This window comes from Larsenimonas salina (assembly GCF_023736155.1).
Lineage (GTDB): Bacteria > Pseudomonadota > Gammaproteobacteria > Pseudomonadales > Halomonadaceae > Larsenimonas > Larsenimonas salina.
The window spans coordinates 270,417-284,461 of record NZ_JAMLJJ010000001.1 but is presented as its reverse complement, the minus strand read 5'-3'; the positions used below and the strand labels follow the sequence as shown (position 1 = coordinate 284,461).

13 protein-coding genes are annotated in these 14,045 nt (G+C 59.5%); 2 read left to right on the top strand and 11 right to left on the bottom strand.

Annotated features, from left to right (window positions below):
- Position 1 precedes the first annotated feature (1 nt).
- The 7 genes from cysM to lepA all read right to left on the bottom strand — a co-directional run bounded on the left by cysM (position 2) and on the right by lepA (position 6,771).
- The gene (cysM, locus tag NAT23_RS01335; protein WP_251924748.1) at positions 2-901 is read right to left on the bottom strand and encodes a cysteine synthase CysM; all 900 of its coding nucleotides are present in this window, start codon (positions 899-901) and stop codon (positions 2-4) included.
- Between the two features lie 50 nt (positions 902-951).
- Positions 952-1,758 carry a pyridoxine 5'-phosphate synthase gene (gene pdxJ, locus NAT23_RS01330; RefSeq protein WP_251924745.1) on the bottom strand — a complete coding sequence of 269 codons (807 nt, stop codon included), beginning with the start codon at positions 1,756-1,758 and terminating at the stop codon, positions 952-954.
- Positions 1,759-1,790: 32 nt separating this feature from the next.
- Positions 1,791-2,486, bottom strand: coding sequence for a DNA repair protein RecO (gene recO, locus NAT23_RS01325; RefSeq protein WP_251924743.1), 696 nt, complete (start codon positions 2,484-2,486; stop codon positions 1,791-1,793).
- 4 nt (positions 2,487-2,490) lie between these two features.
- On the bottom strand, positions 2,491-3,417 hold the full coding sequence (gene era, locus NAT23_RS01320; protein WP_251924742.1) for a GTPase Era: 927 nt from the start codon (positions 3,415-3,417) through the stop codon (positions 2,491-2,493).
- On the bottom strand, positions 3,414-4,109 hold the full coding sequence (gene rnc / locus NAT23_RS01315; protein WP_251924741.1) for a ribonuclease III: 696 nt from the start codon (positions 4,107-4,109) through the stop codon (positions 3,414-3,416). Before rnc ends, era begins: the two co-directional genes overlap by 4 nt.
- Before the next feature lie 71 nt (positions 4,110-4,180).
- The gene (gene lepB / locus NAT23_RS01310) at positions 4,181-4,939 is read right to left on the bottom strand and encodes a signal peptidase I (RefSeq protein ID WP_251924740.1); all 759 of its coding nucleotides are present in this window, start codon (positions 4,937-4,939) and stop codon (positions 4,181-4,183) included.
- A 14-nt stretch (positions 4,940-4,953) separates the two neighbouring features.
- Positions 4,954-6,771, bottom strand: coding sequence for a translation elongation factor 4 (gene lepA / locus NAT23_RS01305; RefSeq protein ID WP_251924739.1), 1,818 nt, complete (start codon positions 6,769-6,771; stop codon positions 4,954-4,956).
- 328 nt (positions 6,772-7,099) lie between these two features.
- On the opposite strand from lepA, the gene NAT23_RS01300 reads away from it, so the two are divergent.
- On the top strand, positions 7,100-7,288 hold the full coding sequence (locus NAT23_RS01300; protein ID WP_251589730.1) for a hypothetical protein: 189 nt from the start codon (positions 7,100-7,102) through the stop codon (positions 7,286-7,288).
- 57 nt (positions 7,289-7,345) lie between these two features.
- Here the strand turns inward: NAT23_RS01300 and NAT23_RS01295 are convergent, their stop codons facing one another.
- The 3 genes from NAT23_RS01295 to rpoE all read right to left on the bottom strand — a co-directional run bounded on the left by NAT23_RS01295 (position 7,346) and on the right by rpoE (position 10,318).
- On the bottom strand, positions 7,346-8,767 hold the full coding sequence (locus tag NAT23_RS01295) for a DegQ family serine endoprotease (protein WP_251924738.1): 1,422 nt from the start codon (positions 8,765-8,767) through the stop codon (positions 7,346-7,348).
- A 188-nt stretch (positions 8,768-8,955) separates the two neighbouring features.
- Positions 8,956-9,630, bottom strand: coding sequence for a sigma-E factor negative regulatory protein (locus NAT23_RS01290; protein WP_251924737.1), 675 nt, complete (start codon positions 9,628-9,630; stop codon positions 8,956-8,958).
- A 94-nt stretch (positions 9,631-9,724) separates the two neighbouring features.
- Positions 9,725-10,318, bottom strand: a complete 594-nt coding sequence (rpoE, locus tag NAT23_RS01285) for an RNA polymerase sigma factor RpoE (protein ID WP_251589725.1) — start codon at positions 10,316-10,318, stop codon at positions 9,725-9,727.
- A gap of 296 nt (positions 10,319-10,614) precedes the next feature.
- Between rpoE and NAT23_RS01280 the strand changes: the two genes are divergently transcribed.
- Positions 10,615-11,691: a 3-deoxy-7-phosphoheptulonate synthase gene (locus tag NAT23_RS01280; protein WP_251924736.1), complete on the top strand. Its 1,077-nt coding sequence runs from the start codon at positions 10,615-10,617 to the stop codon at positions 11,689-11,691.
- A gap of 62 nt (positions 11,692-11,753) precedes the next feature.
- Here the strand turns inward: NAT23_RS01280 and dinG are convergent, their stop codons facing one another.
- Positions 11,754-13,880 (bottom strand): ATP-dependent DNA helicase DinG, encoded by a 2,127-nt coding sequence (dinG, locus tag NAT23_RS01275; RefSeq protein WP_251924735.1) that lies wholly within the window; start codon positions 13,878-13,880, stop codon positions 11,754-11,756.
- Positions 13,881-14,045: the final 165 nt, after the last annotated feature.

The window sequence follows — 14,045 nt, the reverse complement described above, 5'->3', positions numbered from 1 at the left end:
CTTACTCCTGCCCCGGTGCGAAAAGACCGGTCGAGAGATAGCGGTCACCCCGGTCACACACAATAAACACGATGACGGCGTTCTCGAGCGTCTCGGCAAGCTGAAGCGCACCAGCCAGCGCACCGCCGGAGGAGACCCCCGCCAGAATACCCTCTTCCCGGGCCAGTCGACGCATGTTGTCTTCGGCCGCGCCCTGGGTAATGTCGAGAATACGATCAACCCGAAAGTCTTCGAAAATGCTCGGACGGTACGCTTCCGGCCAGCGTCGAATTCCCGCAATGCTTGCGCCATCGGCCGGCTGAAGGCCCACAATCTCGATGTTCGGATTCTGCTCTTTCAGGTACCTGGAGGTCCCCATGATGGTACCGGTGGTGCCCATCGAGCTGATGAAATGGGTGATCTCGCCGTTGGTCTGGCTCCAAAGCTCGGGCCCGGTGGTCTGATAGTGCGCCAGGGGATTGTCGGTGTTGGCAAACTGATTAAGCGGTTTGCCCTTGCCTTCGGCAATCATCCGCTCGGCCACGTCCCGCGCGCCTTCCATACCCTCGTCCTTGGTCACCTCGATCAGCTGGGCACCGTAGGCGGCCATCGCCTGCTTGCGCTCGCTGCTGGCGTTCTCCGGCATGATGAGGACCATCCGATAGCCCTTGATCGCCGCGGCCATGGCCAGGGCAATACCGGTGTTGCCGGAGGTCGCCTCGATCAACGTATCGCCCGGGGCAATCTCCCCGCGGCGCTCGGCCTGGGTCAGCATCGACACTGCCGGACGGTCCTTGACCGAGCCTGCCGGGTTATTGCCCTCAAGCTTTGCAAGCAGCGTGTTGTTACGCCCTGCCGTGATTCGTCGCAGTGCCACAAGCGGCGTGTGGCCGATCGTATCTTCCAGTGTCTTGTACGCCATCACATCCTCATCGTCACCAAACCCGTCTCACGCGGGTGTCGGTCTTAATCTTAGTCGTGGTCGCAGCCACAGTCGTCGTCATGATCGTGATGGTTATGCTCATCGAGCGCCATCATCAATCCGTTTTCCTGACCGCTGATCACCAGCCGTTTCATCTCCGCCACGGCCTCCTTAAGGCCGACGAACATGGCCCGAGCCATCACGGCGTGGCCGATATTGAGCTCGTTAATGCCGGTGATCGCGGCGATGGCCTCGACGTTATGATAGTTGAGCCCGTGGCCTGCATTGACGATCAACCCAAGCTCGCTGGCCATTTCCGCCGCGGCGGTGATGCGTGCGTGTTCGCGACGCGCATTCTCGCCAACCGCATCGGCGTAGCCGCCAGTGTGCAGCTCGATGGCAGGCGCTCCGGCCTCAAAGGCCTTTTGAATCTGATTGGGCTCGGGGTCGATGAACAGGGACACTTCGACGCCCACCGCGCTCAGCCGGCGACAAGCGGATGCGATCGACTCGAACTGACCGATAACGTCGAGCCCGCCTTCCGTGGTCAGCTCTTCGCGCTTTTCGGGCACGAGGCAGACGTGGCGAGGCGCGAGCGCCTCGGCAAAGGCGATCATGTCCTCGGTAACCGCCATCTCGAGGTTCATGCGGGTGGCGATCACCTCCGAGATCAGGCGAACGTCGCGCTCCTGAATGTGGCGACGGTCTTCGCGAAGGTGCAACGTGATGCCATCAGCCCCGGCTTCCTCGGCCAGAAGCGCGGCCTGCACCGGATCCGGATAACGTGTGCCACGCGCCTGACGAAGCGTTGCAACATGATCGATATTGATCCCAAGCTGGATGCGAGGTGGGTGCATGCGAAGGTCCTTCCAGTGGTGGAAACGGGAATTTAGTCAGTGGTGCGATTGAGCCGGTGAATCAGCTCTCTTGAACGAAGCGGCTTTGCGCCCAGAAGCGGCGCGAGGGCAGTACGAGCGAGATACTTGGTAGTGCGCGCATGACCGGGCGCCCCCCAGTCATCGCGTGCCAGCGCGTTCAGGGAACGCCCATCGATGCCCTCGCCGGGCGCCACCGGGTAGAAGCGGCGCGTTGAACTGTCGTAAAGATAGTGCATCTTGGGCTCGAGCGGCGCCTCGTTCTGGGTCGTGAAAACGGGCTCGGCGTCGAGCGCCTCGAGCAAGGCATGCTCGAAGCGCCTGAGCGCGCCTTGGCGCTTTGCGGGGCTTGGAAGGTCGTTAAGCAGCACACTGTACCCTGCAAAGACCGTCGGCACGGCACCTTCAAGCGGCAGGCATCGGGTCAGAAGCTCATTGGCGTAGATGCCGCAGACCAGCGATTCACCGGCAAGCATCGGCCCGGGCCCGCCGGATTCGTACTGCTTGAGGGTCTTGAGCTCGCGCTCGCCGCTCCAGGTAATGTGAAGCGGCGTGAAGGGCTGAAGCCTCGAACGCGCCTTGCTGCTTGGGCGCATGATGCCCCGCGCCACGGCCCGGATGCGGCCGTGCTCCATCGTAACGAGATCCACCAGCGCACTGGTTTCCCGGTACGGGCGTCGATGGAGCAGGTAGGCCGGCTGAAGCTGCATCGCGTCAGTCCAGGTGGTAGCCCAGGCTTTTCAGTGCCCGTTCATCGTCGGACCAGCCGCGCTTGACCTTGACCCAGAGCTTGAGCATGACCTTGGAATCGAACATCTTTTCCATATCAAGGCGCGCCTCGCGACCGATCTGCTTGATGCGCTCGCCCTTCTCACCGATCAGAATCTTTTTCTGACCGTCCCGCTCCACCAGCATCAGGGCGCTGATGTGGATAATGTTGGGCTCGCTTCGAAACTCTTCGATCTCGACGGTCATCTGATACGGCAGCTCATCGCCAAGCTGGCGCATGACCTTTTCACGCACAAGCTCGGCGGCGATAAAGCGCGAGCTCTTGTCGGTAATCTGATCTTCAGGGAAAAAGTGCTCGCTTTCAGGCAGATAGCTTGCCACTTCCTGCTCGAGCTGGTCGACCTGAGTGCCGTGCTTGGCCGATATCGGGAGGATCGCCGCGAACTCGCGCTTCGCCTTCAACGTCTCGATCCAGGGCAGCAGCGCACTCTTGTCATTGAGCCAGTCGACCTTGTTGATCACGACAATCACCGGCGCCTTGACGTTCTCAAGCCGTGAGAGCACCACATCGTCTTCATCGGTCCACTTGGTTCGATCGACGATGAAGACCACGCAGTCCACATCCCGAAGCGCCTGGGTGGCGGCCTGGTTCATGAACTGGTTAATGGCGCGATTACGGTCCTTGTGCATCACGTGCATGCCGGGCGTGTCGATGTAGACGGCCTGGCGTTCGCCTTCGGTCTTGACGCCGAGCACCTGATGGCGCGTCGTTTGCGGACGACGAGAGGTGATCGAAATCTTTTGTCCGAGAATCCGGTTCATCAGCGTGGATTTGCCGACGTTGGGTCGGCCGACAATCGCGACAAAACCGCAGCGCACGGCCTCACCTGTGTCGATGGGTTCGTCGTTCATACCCGGGTCCCTTTAGTCATGGCTTCCAGTTGTTTGAGGGCAGACTCGGCGGCCTGCTGTTCGGCGTAGCGTCGGCTTGCGCCTTCCCCTTGAGTGGGGGTCGAAAAAAGATCGATGTGGCAGGCGACCTTGAACGTCTGTGCGTGCGCCTCGCCTTCCACCGACAGGACTTCATAGCGCGGCAGTGCGTACTGCCGGGACTGCAGGTATTCCTGGAGTCGAGTCTTGGGGTCTTTCTGGGTGTCTTTCAGATCGAGCTTTTGAAGACGGCTTTCATACCAGTCCAGCACGCGCTCATTGACATGGGTCATGCCGCCATCCAGATAGATCGCCCCGATCACGGCCTCCATTGCATCTGCAAGGATCGACTCGCGTCGATGGCCGCCGCTTTTCATTTCGCCGGTGCCAAGGCGCAGAAACTCGCCCAGCTTGAACTCGCGCGCAAGCTCGGCCAGGGTCTGGCCCTTGACCATCCGCGCACGCAGTCTGGACAGCTGCCCTTCACGCGCCTCCGGAAAGCGGCGATAGAGCGCCTCACCCACAATGAAATTGACAATCGAATCACCGAGAAACTCGAGGCGCTCATTATTGTCACCGCCATAACTTCGATGCGTCATTGCAAGTTCCAGCCATGTCACGTCATTGAACTCGTAACCGATGCGCTGGCTTAACGCCTGTAAAGAACTGCTCACGATCGTCCTGTTTTTATCCATTTGATACGAATACGTACCCGGCGAACGAAAGCCGCCGGATCACCGTGTGCTCAGTGTAGAAGACGAGCTTTTGTAAAGTCCGGCAGACCGTCGGGCCAGTGCATCCACACGGCGAAGGCCTTGCCTACGATATTTTCTTCCGGCACGAAGCCCCAGTAACGGCTGTCATTGGAGTGGTCGCGGTTGTCACCCATCATGAAGTAGTGCCCCGGCGGCACCTCGATGGTACCAACCTGCGGGCCGGGGTCGGCCGGGTTGTTGTAGATGCGGTGCGAGACATCGCCAAGCTGCTCCTCAAGGAGTTTCTCACCCGCGTTATCCGGCGCATCGGCCTCAAGCAGCGACTTGGGAACCGGCTCGCCGTTAACAAAGAGCTGCTTGTTTTCATAGCGGATGGTATCGCCCGGCAGGCCAATCACACGCTTTATGAAATCGACGTTCGGATCACCCGGGAATCGAAAGACCATGATGTCACCACGCTCGGGCTCGGACACATCCAGAATCTTGGTGTTCACAACGGGCAGTCTCAATCCGTAGGTAAACTTGTTGACCACGATGTAATCGCCGATCTTGAGCGTCGGGCGCATCGAGCCGGACGGAATCTGAAACGGCTCGACGATAAAAGAGCGCACGATCAAGACGATCAACAGGACCGGAAAGAACGACTTCGAATAGTCGACGTACCAAGGGTCTTTCCCCGCTTGGCCACCCTCCACTGGCGTTCGGCGCTTTCGGAGCACCAGCTTGTCAAGCAACCAGACCACACCCGTGACAACAACCGCAATTACCAGCAGCAGGGAAAAACTCATGCTTTCATCCTTGGTCAATCATTGACTTTGAGTACGGCCAGGAAGGCGTCCTGAGGGATTTCGACCTTACCGACCTGCTTCATCCGTTTTTTCCCCTGCTTCTGCTTTTCAAGCAGCTTTTTCTTTCGAGTCACGTCGCCGCCATAGCACTTGGCGGTTACGTTCTTGCGAAGCGCCTTCACGGTCGAGCGCGCGACCACGTGCCCGCCGATTGCCGCCTGTACGGCCACGTCGAACATCTGACGCGGAATAAGCTCTTTCATCTTGTCGACCAGTATCCGGCCACGCGAATGCGCGTGATCGCGGTGAATGATCAACGCCAGGGCATCGACCCGGTCGCCGTTGATCATGATGTCGAGCCGCACAAGCTTCGCCGGATCGAACCGCTCGAAGCTGTAATCGAGCGAGGCGTAGCCCTTGGAAATCGACTTGAGCCGGTCAAAGAAATCCATCACGACCTCGGCCATTGGCAGCTCATAGACCAGCTGCATCTGATTACCGAGCACCTGCATGTCAAGCTGTACACCGCGACGATTGACACATTCGGAGATCACGTTGCCCACGAACTCCTGTGGCACCAGGATGTTGGCACGCACGATCGGCTCGCGCATTTCCTGCACGTTGGCCAGATCCGGAAGTTTCGAGGGGTTCGCGATATAAACCACGTCCCCGTTATCCATCAACAGCTCATAGATAACCGTCGGCGCCGTGGTCAGCAGATCGAGGTTGTACTCACGCTCGAGCCGCTCCTGGATGATTTCCATGTGCAGCGTGCCGAGAAAGCCGACGCGAAAGCCAAACCCGAGGGCGTCCGAGTTTTCGGGCACGTAGTCGAGCGAGGCGTCGTTGAGCGCCAGCTTTTCAAGCGCGTCACGAAAATCCTCGTAATCGTCGGAGCTCACCGGGAACATGCCGGCATACACCTGCGGCTTCACTTTCTGAAAGCCCGGCAGACGCTCGACGTGCTTGGTCTTGGTGTGGGTGATGGTATCGCCCACCGGCGCCCCGTGGATGTCCTTGATGCCTGCAATCACGAAGCCGACTTCACCGGCGCGCAGCATACCGGTGCTGTGCTGCTTGGGCGTAAAGATGCCGATGTCGGTCACCTCCCAGTCCCGGCCGGTCGACTTCATTTGGATCTTGTCGCCCTTTTTGAGCGTGCCGTCAAACAGACGCACCAGTGATACGACGCCCTGATAGTTGTCGAACCAGGAATCGATGATCAGCGCCTGAAGGTCGCCGTCCCGGTCGCCCTTGGGGGGCGGAATATCACGCACAAGGCGTTCGAGCAGCAGATCGATGTTCAGCCCGCTCTTGGCAGAAACGCGAACGGCGTCCTGCGCCTCGAGCCCGATGATTTCCTCGATCTCATGCGCGACCCGCTCGGGGTCTGCCTGAGGCAGGTCCATCTTGTTGAGCACCGGCAGGACTTCCAGATTCTGCTCGATGGCGGTGTAACAGTTGGCGACCGACTGCGCCTCGACCCCTTGACCGGCATCGACCACAAGAAGCGCTCCTTCGCAGGCATACAGCGAGCGAGAGACTTCGTAGGAAAAATCGACGTGGCCCGGCGTATCGATGAAGTTGAGCTGATAGGTCTCACCATCCTGGGCGTGGTAGTCGAGCGTGACCGACTGCGCCTTGATGGTGATGCCGCGTTCACGCTCGAGGTCCATCGAGTCAAGCACCTGCTCTTTCAGCTCCCGGTCGGTCAGTCCGCCGCAAACCTGAATGATCCGGTCGGCAAGCGTGGATTTGCCGTGGTCGATGTGAGCGATGATCGAGAAATTACGAATCTTGCTGAGATCGCGACGAGATGCGTCTTGCGCCATGAAACACTGTCCGCCTTTTTAGCCCTCACGCGCGTCGTGCTGCCGTGCAGGCTGATGATAAAAATTGTTGGGCATTGTACCGATATCGCCCGGCGAGTTACAGCGCAGGGATAAACTAAGGTCGACACCTGTCAAAGGCCCGGCTCGAGCTCGATACCGGCCCAACGCGCGCTACGGCACAGTCCCACGGGCCCGGGCGAGCCATCTGGCACAAAAGCGTATTGGGGAATTGAGTACCATGGACTCACTTGCTCGGCACCTTGCCGCCTTGCGTGACGCACCCCTGATCACGCCTATCAATTTGCACACGCCAAGAGATCGATTCGTTATGGAAAAGCCGTCCTCTGCCAATAACACCCAAAACGCCAGCACCGAACCCTGCGACGCCAACTTCCTGGCGTGGTGGAAATGGATGCAATCCGGCGACACCGCCTACCGCGCCCGGTTCGACGCCATGGTCGATTGGCACATCTCGTTCAAGCGTCAGCAGCGTGCCGGTCATCTCGACGCGGAATGATCATTGCACAGTGACATAAAAAAGCCCGCTTGACGCGGGCTTTTTTATGTCAGGACCTTACTGCTTGGGCAGGCGAATGGCGACGTAAAGCGGCTGACCTTCCCGACTGAGGCGAAGCGGCACTGCCTTGCCTTCCGGCAGACGCTTGATCGCCTTTCTGAGCGCGGCGACCGAGTCGATGGGCTCGCCATTGAGCGAGACGATAACATCGCCTGGCTGAACGCCGGCCTTGGCCGCACTACCACGCGCGTCGAGGTCTTCGACCACCACACCCTGATCGACGCCAAGCTGTTCCTTGAGCTGCGCATCCAGGGGCGATACCTGCATGCCAAGTGAGCGCTTGCCTTCGCGGTCGGACTGCCCCTGAGCATCGCCGCCCTGATCCGGCCAGTCCGCCACGGACGCCTTGAGCGTGCGCTGCTTGCCATCACGCAGAACCTTGAGAGTCAGCCCATCTCCCGGCGATAGATGCCCAACGATCCGTGGGAGCTTATCGGAGGAATCGATCGCCTCGCCATTGGCCGACAAAATGATGTCCCCGGCCTTGAGCCCGGCCTTCTGCGCCGGCCCATCCGGTGCAACATCCGCAACCAGAGCGCCACGCGCCTCGTCGAGCCCGAAGGAATCGGCCAGATCCTTCGACACTGGCTGAATGACAACACCGAGCCAGCCTCGATGCACTTCGCCATCCGTCTTGAGCTGGTCGGCGATGTCCATGGCCACATTGATCGGAATCGCGAACGAAAGCCCCATGAAGCCACCGCTTTGGGTATAGATCTGGGAGTTGATGCCGACCACTTTGCCCTCGAGGTCAAAGAGCGGCCCACCGGAGTTGCCCGGATTGATCGCCACATCGGTCTGGATGAACGGCACGTAGGTATCGTCGGGCAAGGTTCGGTCGATCGCGCTGACGATGCCGGAGGTCACCGAGTGGTCGAAGCCGAACGGTGAACCGATGGCGACCACCCATTGCCCCACTTCCAACGCATCGGAATCGCCAAGCTCGAGTGTCGGAAGATCATTGGCATCGACCTTGATCAAGGCCACGTCGGTCTTCTTGTCCTCACCGACCAGCGTGCCATCGAGCTCACGACGATCGTTCAACCGAACCTTGATCGAATCGGCGCCATCGACCACGTGAGCGTTGGTCAGGATGTAGCCATCCTTGCTGATGATGAACCCCGAACCGAGCGAGCTCAGCTCGCGGTTACCGCGAGGCTGCGGCCCCATGAGCCCTGGCGGAAACTGGTTGCCGAAAAAGTGACGAAAGATTTCCGGGATCTGCTGATTGTACGCAGCGCTTGAGCGGCTCATTTCGCGCGTGGTCGAGATATTGACAACCGCCGGGGCTGCGCTTTTGACAAGCCCAGTGAAATTGGGCAACTGCGCCTGAGGCGGTGCGGCAAGGGCCATTTGCGCCCCGAGGACCATTACGGCCGCCATCAGCCAGGTGTAAAAGCGTCGATAAACAGCGTCCATGAAACACTCCTGGAATCATCGTTTAATGGGTCATGGGTCGGGCGACATGTCGCTTGGGTGAGACGTCGAAACTTACAAGAAGTTCACTGGCCGTAACAACATAACTGAAACTTAAACAAACCCATCGCGCACAAAAAAACGCAGTGCCAGGCACTGCGTCGATGCGTTCGATCAAGGAGGGCGATCAGTTACTGCGCGGCGCGAAGCGGGGCCAGTTCGTTCATGCGATTAAGTTGGTCGCTGGGTATCGTCGAGAGATACTGCGCCCAGGCATCATCGCTGTCATTGGCGCTGCCTTCGGTCATCCAGGGCGTCGAGGCATTGACCCGAATCGGGCCACTCTTGGCCTCGGCACCGCTTTCAAAGATCGGCAGGCTAACCAGTGATACATTGGTTCTAAGCCGACTGGCGCCCTCGCCTCCCTGGACAGAGGCGTCCTGAAGGGCAAAATCGTTACTGCCCGGAAGCGACGTGCCGGAGCCAACGTCATCCCCACCTCTGAAGACCTGAACGCCGGTGATGACCATCAGGCTAACTGCTGCTGCAATCGCGGCACTGCCCATGAAGGAAAACGGCGCGTGGCGTCGGCCGGTACGCTCGGTCTTTGCTGTCTCGGTCTTTGCTGTCTCGGCCTGATCGACCATGGGCTCCTGCTCGATGCGCTGACGCACGGCGGCTGAAATATCCATCGAGACGTCGATATCACGTTCGCGCTTCATGATACTTCGCGCCACGTGGTATCGACGCCACTGATCGGCCATCTCATCGTTGCCCTCGAGCGACTTGAGCACGCGCGGCAAGGACAGCTCATCACCCTCGCCATCCATCACGGCCGATAGAGATTCGCGTTGATCCTGGTTCATTGCACCTCCCTCATACTGAACACGGTGTTTCGCTTCCCCCCATAGACCACAGTCGCGCCAGGAAGTTTTACGTTTCGCTTAAAAAAGATCATCGTTAATGCGCATCGTCCTTGCCGGTCATCAACGGCGCGATGCGCTGATCGACAAAATCACGGGCCCGAAAGATGCGCGAGCGAACCGTGCCGACCGGACACTGCATGATGCTCGCGATGTCCTCGTAGGACAGCCCCTCGAATTCTCTCAGCGTGATCGCGGTCTTTAGATCCTCCGGCAGGGCGTCAATAGCATCGAAAACGGCCTTTTCGAGTTGATCCCGGGCAAGAGCGGCCTCGGGAGTTTCCATGTCGGACAGCCGACCGCTTGCATCGACCACTTCAGCGTCCATGATGTCCAGATCACTGCCGGGGGGCCGTCGGCCCTTGGACACCAGATGATTCTTTGCCGTATTGATGGCGATTCGATAGATCCAGGTATAAAACGCGCTTTCGCTTCGAAATTTGCCAAGCGCTCTATACGCCTTGATGAACGCTTCCTGGGCGACGTCCTGAACCTCGGCCTGATCGTTCACATAGCGCCCGATCAGCCCGATGATCTTGTGCTGATATTTTCTGACCAGCAGATCGAACGCCGCGCTGTCCCCTTTTTGAGCTCGAGCGACCAGCTGCTGGTCGGTCACGTTATCCGTCATGGCATCGACCTGTATTCAAACGCGCATTCGGCCACGGCGGTGTTGCGACCGCTTGAGGTATCAAGACCCTGCGTGAAGGCTGTAAAGATAGTCATGTGCAAAAGGCTCAACCGCATGCCATTCGGCCTTATCCATTGAGAAGGCTGCTAGTGTTCCTGTTTATAGAAAGGCTATCAAGGCGTTAAAAAGGATTTTCAACGCCATGGGGTACGCTTTTCCGTCACTGACCCCATGTTACTATGACGTGCCAATCACTGCGTTGCATACGCTCTCAAATAACTCAGGTGTCGATCACCATGTCAGAACAACAGGTCAACAACCTCAACATCCTCTCACAAGACGTGCTTACCACGCCGTCAGAGCTTACCCGCGCCATTCCCTTGAGCGAGAGTGCCGAACGCACCGTGGTCGAAGGTCGACAGACCATCCAGCGCATTCTCGATGGCGAAGATCCTCGCCTGCTGGTCGTGGTCGGCCCCTGTTCGATTCACGACATCGATGCCGCAATGGACTACGCCAAAAAACTCAAGGCATTGCACGACCGCGTCAGCGACAGCATGTTTCTGGTGATGCGGGTCTACTTCGAAAAGCCGCGAACGACTACCGGCTGGAAGGGGCTGATCAACGACCCGCACATCGATGACTCCTTCGACATCGAAACCGGCCTCAAGATGGCACGCAAGCTTCTGGTCGACCTGACCGAGCTGGGCCTGCCGCTTGCCACCGAAGCGCTCGACCCGATTTCGCCGCAGTACCTGCAGGACTGCATCAGCTGGTCGGCCATCGGCGCGCGCACCACCGAATCCCAGACCCACCGTGAAATGGCGTCCGGCCTATCCGGCCCGGTCGGATTCAAAAATGGCACCGACGGCAGCCTGGATGTGGCCACCAACGCCTTGAAATCGGTCGCGAGCCCGCATAACTTCCTAGGCATCGACAAGGACGGCAAGGTCGCGATCACACGCACCCGCGGCAACCGGTACGGCCACATCGTCCTTCGTGGCGGCAACGGCAAGCCCAATTACGACAGCGTAAGCGTTGCCCTTGCCGAGCGTGAACTCGAAAAGGCCGGACTGAAAACCAACATCATGGTCGACTGCTCCCACGCCAATTCCAACAAGGACCCGGGCCTTCAGCCGCTGGTACTCGACAACGTCACCCAGCAGATTCTCGAAGGCAATCGCTCGATCATCGGTGTCATGGTTGAATCCCACATCAACTGGGGCAGCCAGAAGATTCCCGCAACTCTGAGCGATCTCGAGTACGGCGTTTCAATCACCGATGCCTGCATCGACTGGCCCACCACCGAGCAGACATTCATCGAGATGCACGAAAAGCTTGCGCCTGCGCTCAAGGCGCGACTGAACGGCTGACACAGGCCTACGAAGAAGACGTCACGGACGACGTCTTCTTCACCTCGATCATCTCCGCTCGATCACTCCTGCTCAATCACCCGCTCGAACGGCGGCAGCGCATCAAGCAGCGCCTTGCCGTAGCGCCGCGTCAACACCCGACGATCCAGCAGCGTAATCGTGCCCGAATCGCCTTCCTTTCGAATCAATCGCCCGGTGGCCTGAATCAGTTTGATCGACGCATCCGGCACCGAAATTCGCATGAACGGGTTACCGCCCTGAGACTCGATCCACTCGGCAAGCGTTGCCCCGACCGGATCATCCGGCACCGAAAACGGAAGCCGCGTAATCACCACGTGGGTTAAGTAATTTCCCGGCAGATCAATGCCTTCTGCAAAACTTGCCAAACCGAAGATCATACTGCCTTTGCCGCCATCGACCGCGGCTCGGTGGCGCTCGATCAGCTCCCGCTTCGGCAGCCGCGTTTGCGACAGCACGCGCGCCCCAACCGCCTCCGGCAGCGCATCCGAGACACTCTTGAGCTGCGCTCGCGACGAAAAGAGCACCAATAGCGCCTCATCGTCAGGGCGCTTACTCAAAAACGTAACGATCGCCTTGTCATGGGCCTCGCGATTGGATGGATCGACGGCCAGTTTCGGCACACACAGCCGACCCTTCGAATAATCGAGCGCGCTCGGCATGCACTGATAACGAAAACGGTTGGCAAGCCCCGCCTGCTCCTGAAGCCGGTCAAACCGACCAAGTGCGGTCAGCGTGGCCGAGGTCACGACTGCGCCAAAACATGCGCCCCACAAATGGCGTGCCAGCGTCTCCGCGGCACTGACCGGGCTTGCCGAAAACAAAAGTTCGCCGTCGCCCTGCTCCTGAAAAGCCTGGGTCAACCAGCGCGCCTGGGGCGGTTTGGTCGGATCGTCCTGCGCGGCATAGGCCTGCCACAAACCGTGACTTTCAAGGGCTCGGCCATGAAGCATCGACAGCATCGGCAGCCAGCGCTCGGCTTCATCACGCTCGATGCCGGTCGCCTTGTCCGGGTCGAGGCTGTCGCGCAGGATGTCGGTCATGCTCTCAAGCGCCCGACAAAGCGTGGCAAACGGGACAACCAACCGTTCGGCCTGCTCTCTGAGCGGCTGCGGCAACAGCCCTTTTTCGAATCGGTGATGACGGTCGCGCCCGCTGTCGTTGTCACCCTCGAACGCCGCGAACTGGCGCGTCACCTGTACCGCGTCACTGACACCGCTCTCAGCCTGAGAAAGCGCCTCAGACACCCCTTCGATCAGGCGCGCGAACGCAGCCTGATGTCCGAGCGCGGCCAGAAGTTCGGTCTGGGATTTCTTGAACTGCGCGAGCCAGCGAAGCGTTGCGTTGACGGGGACCCGTGAATGAAAGTGATCCAGCGCCTTGTCAGGCAGATGATGCCCTTCATCGAGCACATAGATGCACTCCTTGGGGGCTGGAAGGACCATGCCGCCGCCGAGCGACAGATCCGCCAACAGCAGATCGTGATTGGTCACGATGACATCCGCCTCGTCCTGACGGCGGCGCGCCTTGAAGAAGGGGCAGGCGCTGAAGTGGGGGCAGCGGCGGTTGGTGCACTGACGATGATCCATGGTCAACTGCTGCCAGTGCACCGCGTCGATGGATTCAGGCCAGCTGTCGCGGTCGCCACTCCACTCCCCGCTGCCAAGCGCCTCGGCAAGCTCTTCGGCAAGCGCCGTGACGCCTGGCTCGCTCGCAAACTGCTCAAAAAGCGCCAGATTGGCCTGGGGCTCCTTGCCATCGAGAATCTGCTCCAGGCGGGTCAGGCAGATATAGCGCCCGCGCCCCTTGGCAAGCGTGTAGTCGAAGGTGAGGTTGCTGTGCTTTTTCAAACGCGGCAGGTCCTGATGAAGCACCTGCTCCTGAAGCGCGACAGTTGCGGTCGAGATCACCAGACGCTTGCCGCGGGCTTTCGCAATCGGCAAGGCCGCCAGCAAATATGCCAGCGTCTTGCCGGTGCCGGTGCCGGCTTCAAGCACACACACATGCTCGTTGCCGACACGACGCCCTTCATCGTCCTGCTCGATGTCACCGAGCGTCCGGGCAATCTCCGCCATCATCAGACGCTGACCATAGCGGGGGGTCAGCGACAGCGACTCCACCACCTGACGATAGGCGCTCTGTATTTCGCTCTTGAGCGCCTCATCCAGCATGGCACCGCCTCATGGCTTGCTCTGAGACGAATCCGAGTCAGCGCTCGATGCCGGTTTTTCACGAAGCGGGTCACTTTGCTGCCATTCGGCAGCAGTATCCGACGCCGGCGCCTCGCCATCACCGCGCGTATCGGTCGAGGCCTCATCTGCGTGTGAAGGGCGCGC

What these genes read in the sequence shown, in the direction of transcription:
- lepA (WP_251924739.1), bottom strand. Translation starts at nt 6,771, where the DNA reads ATGGCGCAAGACGCATCTCGTCGCGATCTCAGCAAGATTCGTAATTTC.
- dinG (WP_251924735.1), bottom strand. Translation starts at nt 13,880, where the DNA reads ATGCTGGATGAGGCGCTCAAGAGCGAAATACAGAGCGCCTATCGTCAG.
- pdxJ (WP_251924745.1), bottom strand. Translation starts at nt 1,758, where the DNA reads ATGCACCCACCTCGCATCCAGCTTGGGATCAATATCGATCATGTTGCA.
- rpoE (WP_251589725.1), bottom strand. Translation starts at nt 10,318, where the DNA reads ATGACGGATAACGTGACCGACCAGCAGCTGGTCGCTCGAGCTCAAAAA.
- NAT23_RS01300 (WP_251589730.1), top strand. Translation starts at nt 7,100, where the DNA reads ATGGAAAAGCCGTCCTCTGCCAATAACACCCAAAACGCCAGCACCGAA.
- cysM (WP_251924748.1), bottom strand. Translation starts at nt 901, where the DNA reads ATGGCGTACAAGACACTGGAAGATACGATCGGCCACACGCCGCTTGTG.
- NAT23_RS01280 (WP_251924736.1), top strand. Translation starts at nt 10,615, where the DNA reads ATGTCAGAACAACAGGTCAACAACCTCAACATCCTCTCACAAGACGTG.
- recO (WP_251924743.1), bottom strand. Translation starts at nt 2,486, where the DNA reads ATGCAGCTTCAGCCGGCCTACCTGCTCCATCGACGCCCGTACCGGGAA.
- era (WP_251924742.1), bottom strand. Translation starts at nt 3,417, where the DNA reads ATGAACGACGAACCCATCGACACAGGTGAGGCCGTGCGCTGCGGTTTT.
- lepB (WP_251924740.1), bottom strand. Translation starts at nt 4,939, where the DNA reads ATGAGTTTTTCCCTGCTGCTGGTAATTGCGGTTGTTGTCACGGGTGTG.
- NAT23_RS01295 (WP_251924738.1), bottom strand. Translation starts at nt 8,767, where the DNA reads ATGGACGCTGTTTATCGACGCTTTTACACCTGGCTGATGGCGGCCGTA.
- NAT23_RS01290 (WP_251924737.1), bottom strand. Translation starts at nt 9,630, where the DNA reads ATGAACCAGGATCAACGCGAATCTCTATCGGCCGTGATGGATGGCGAG.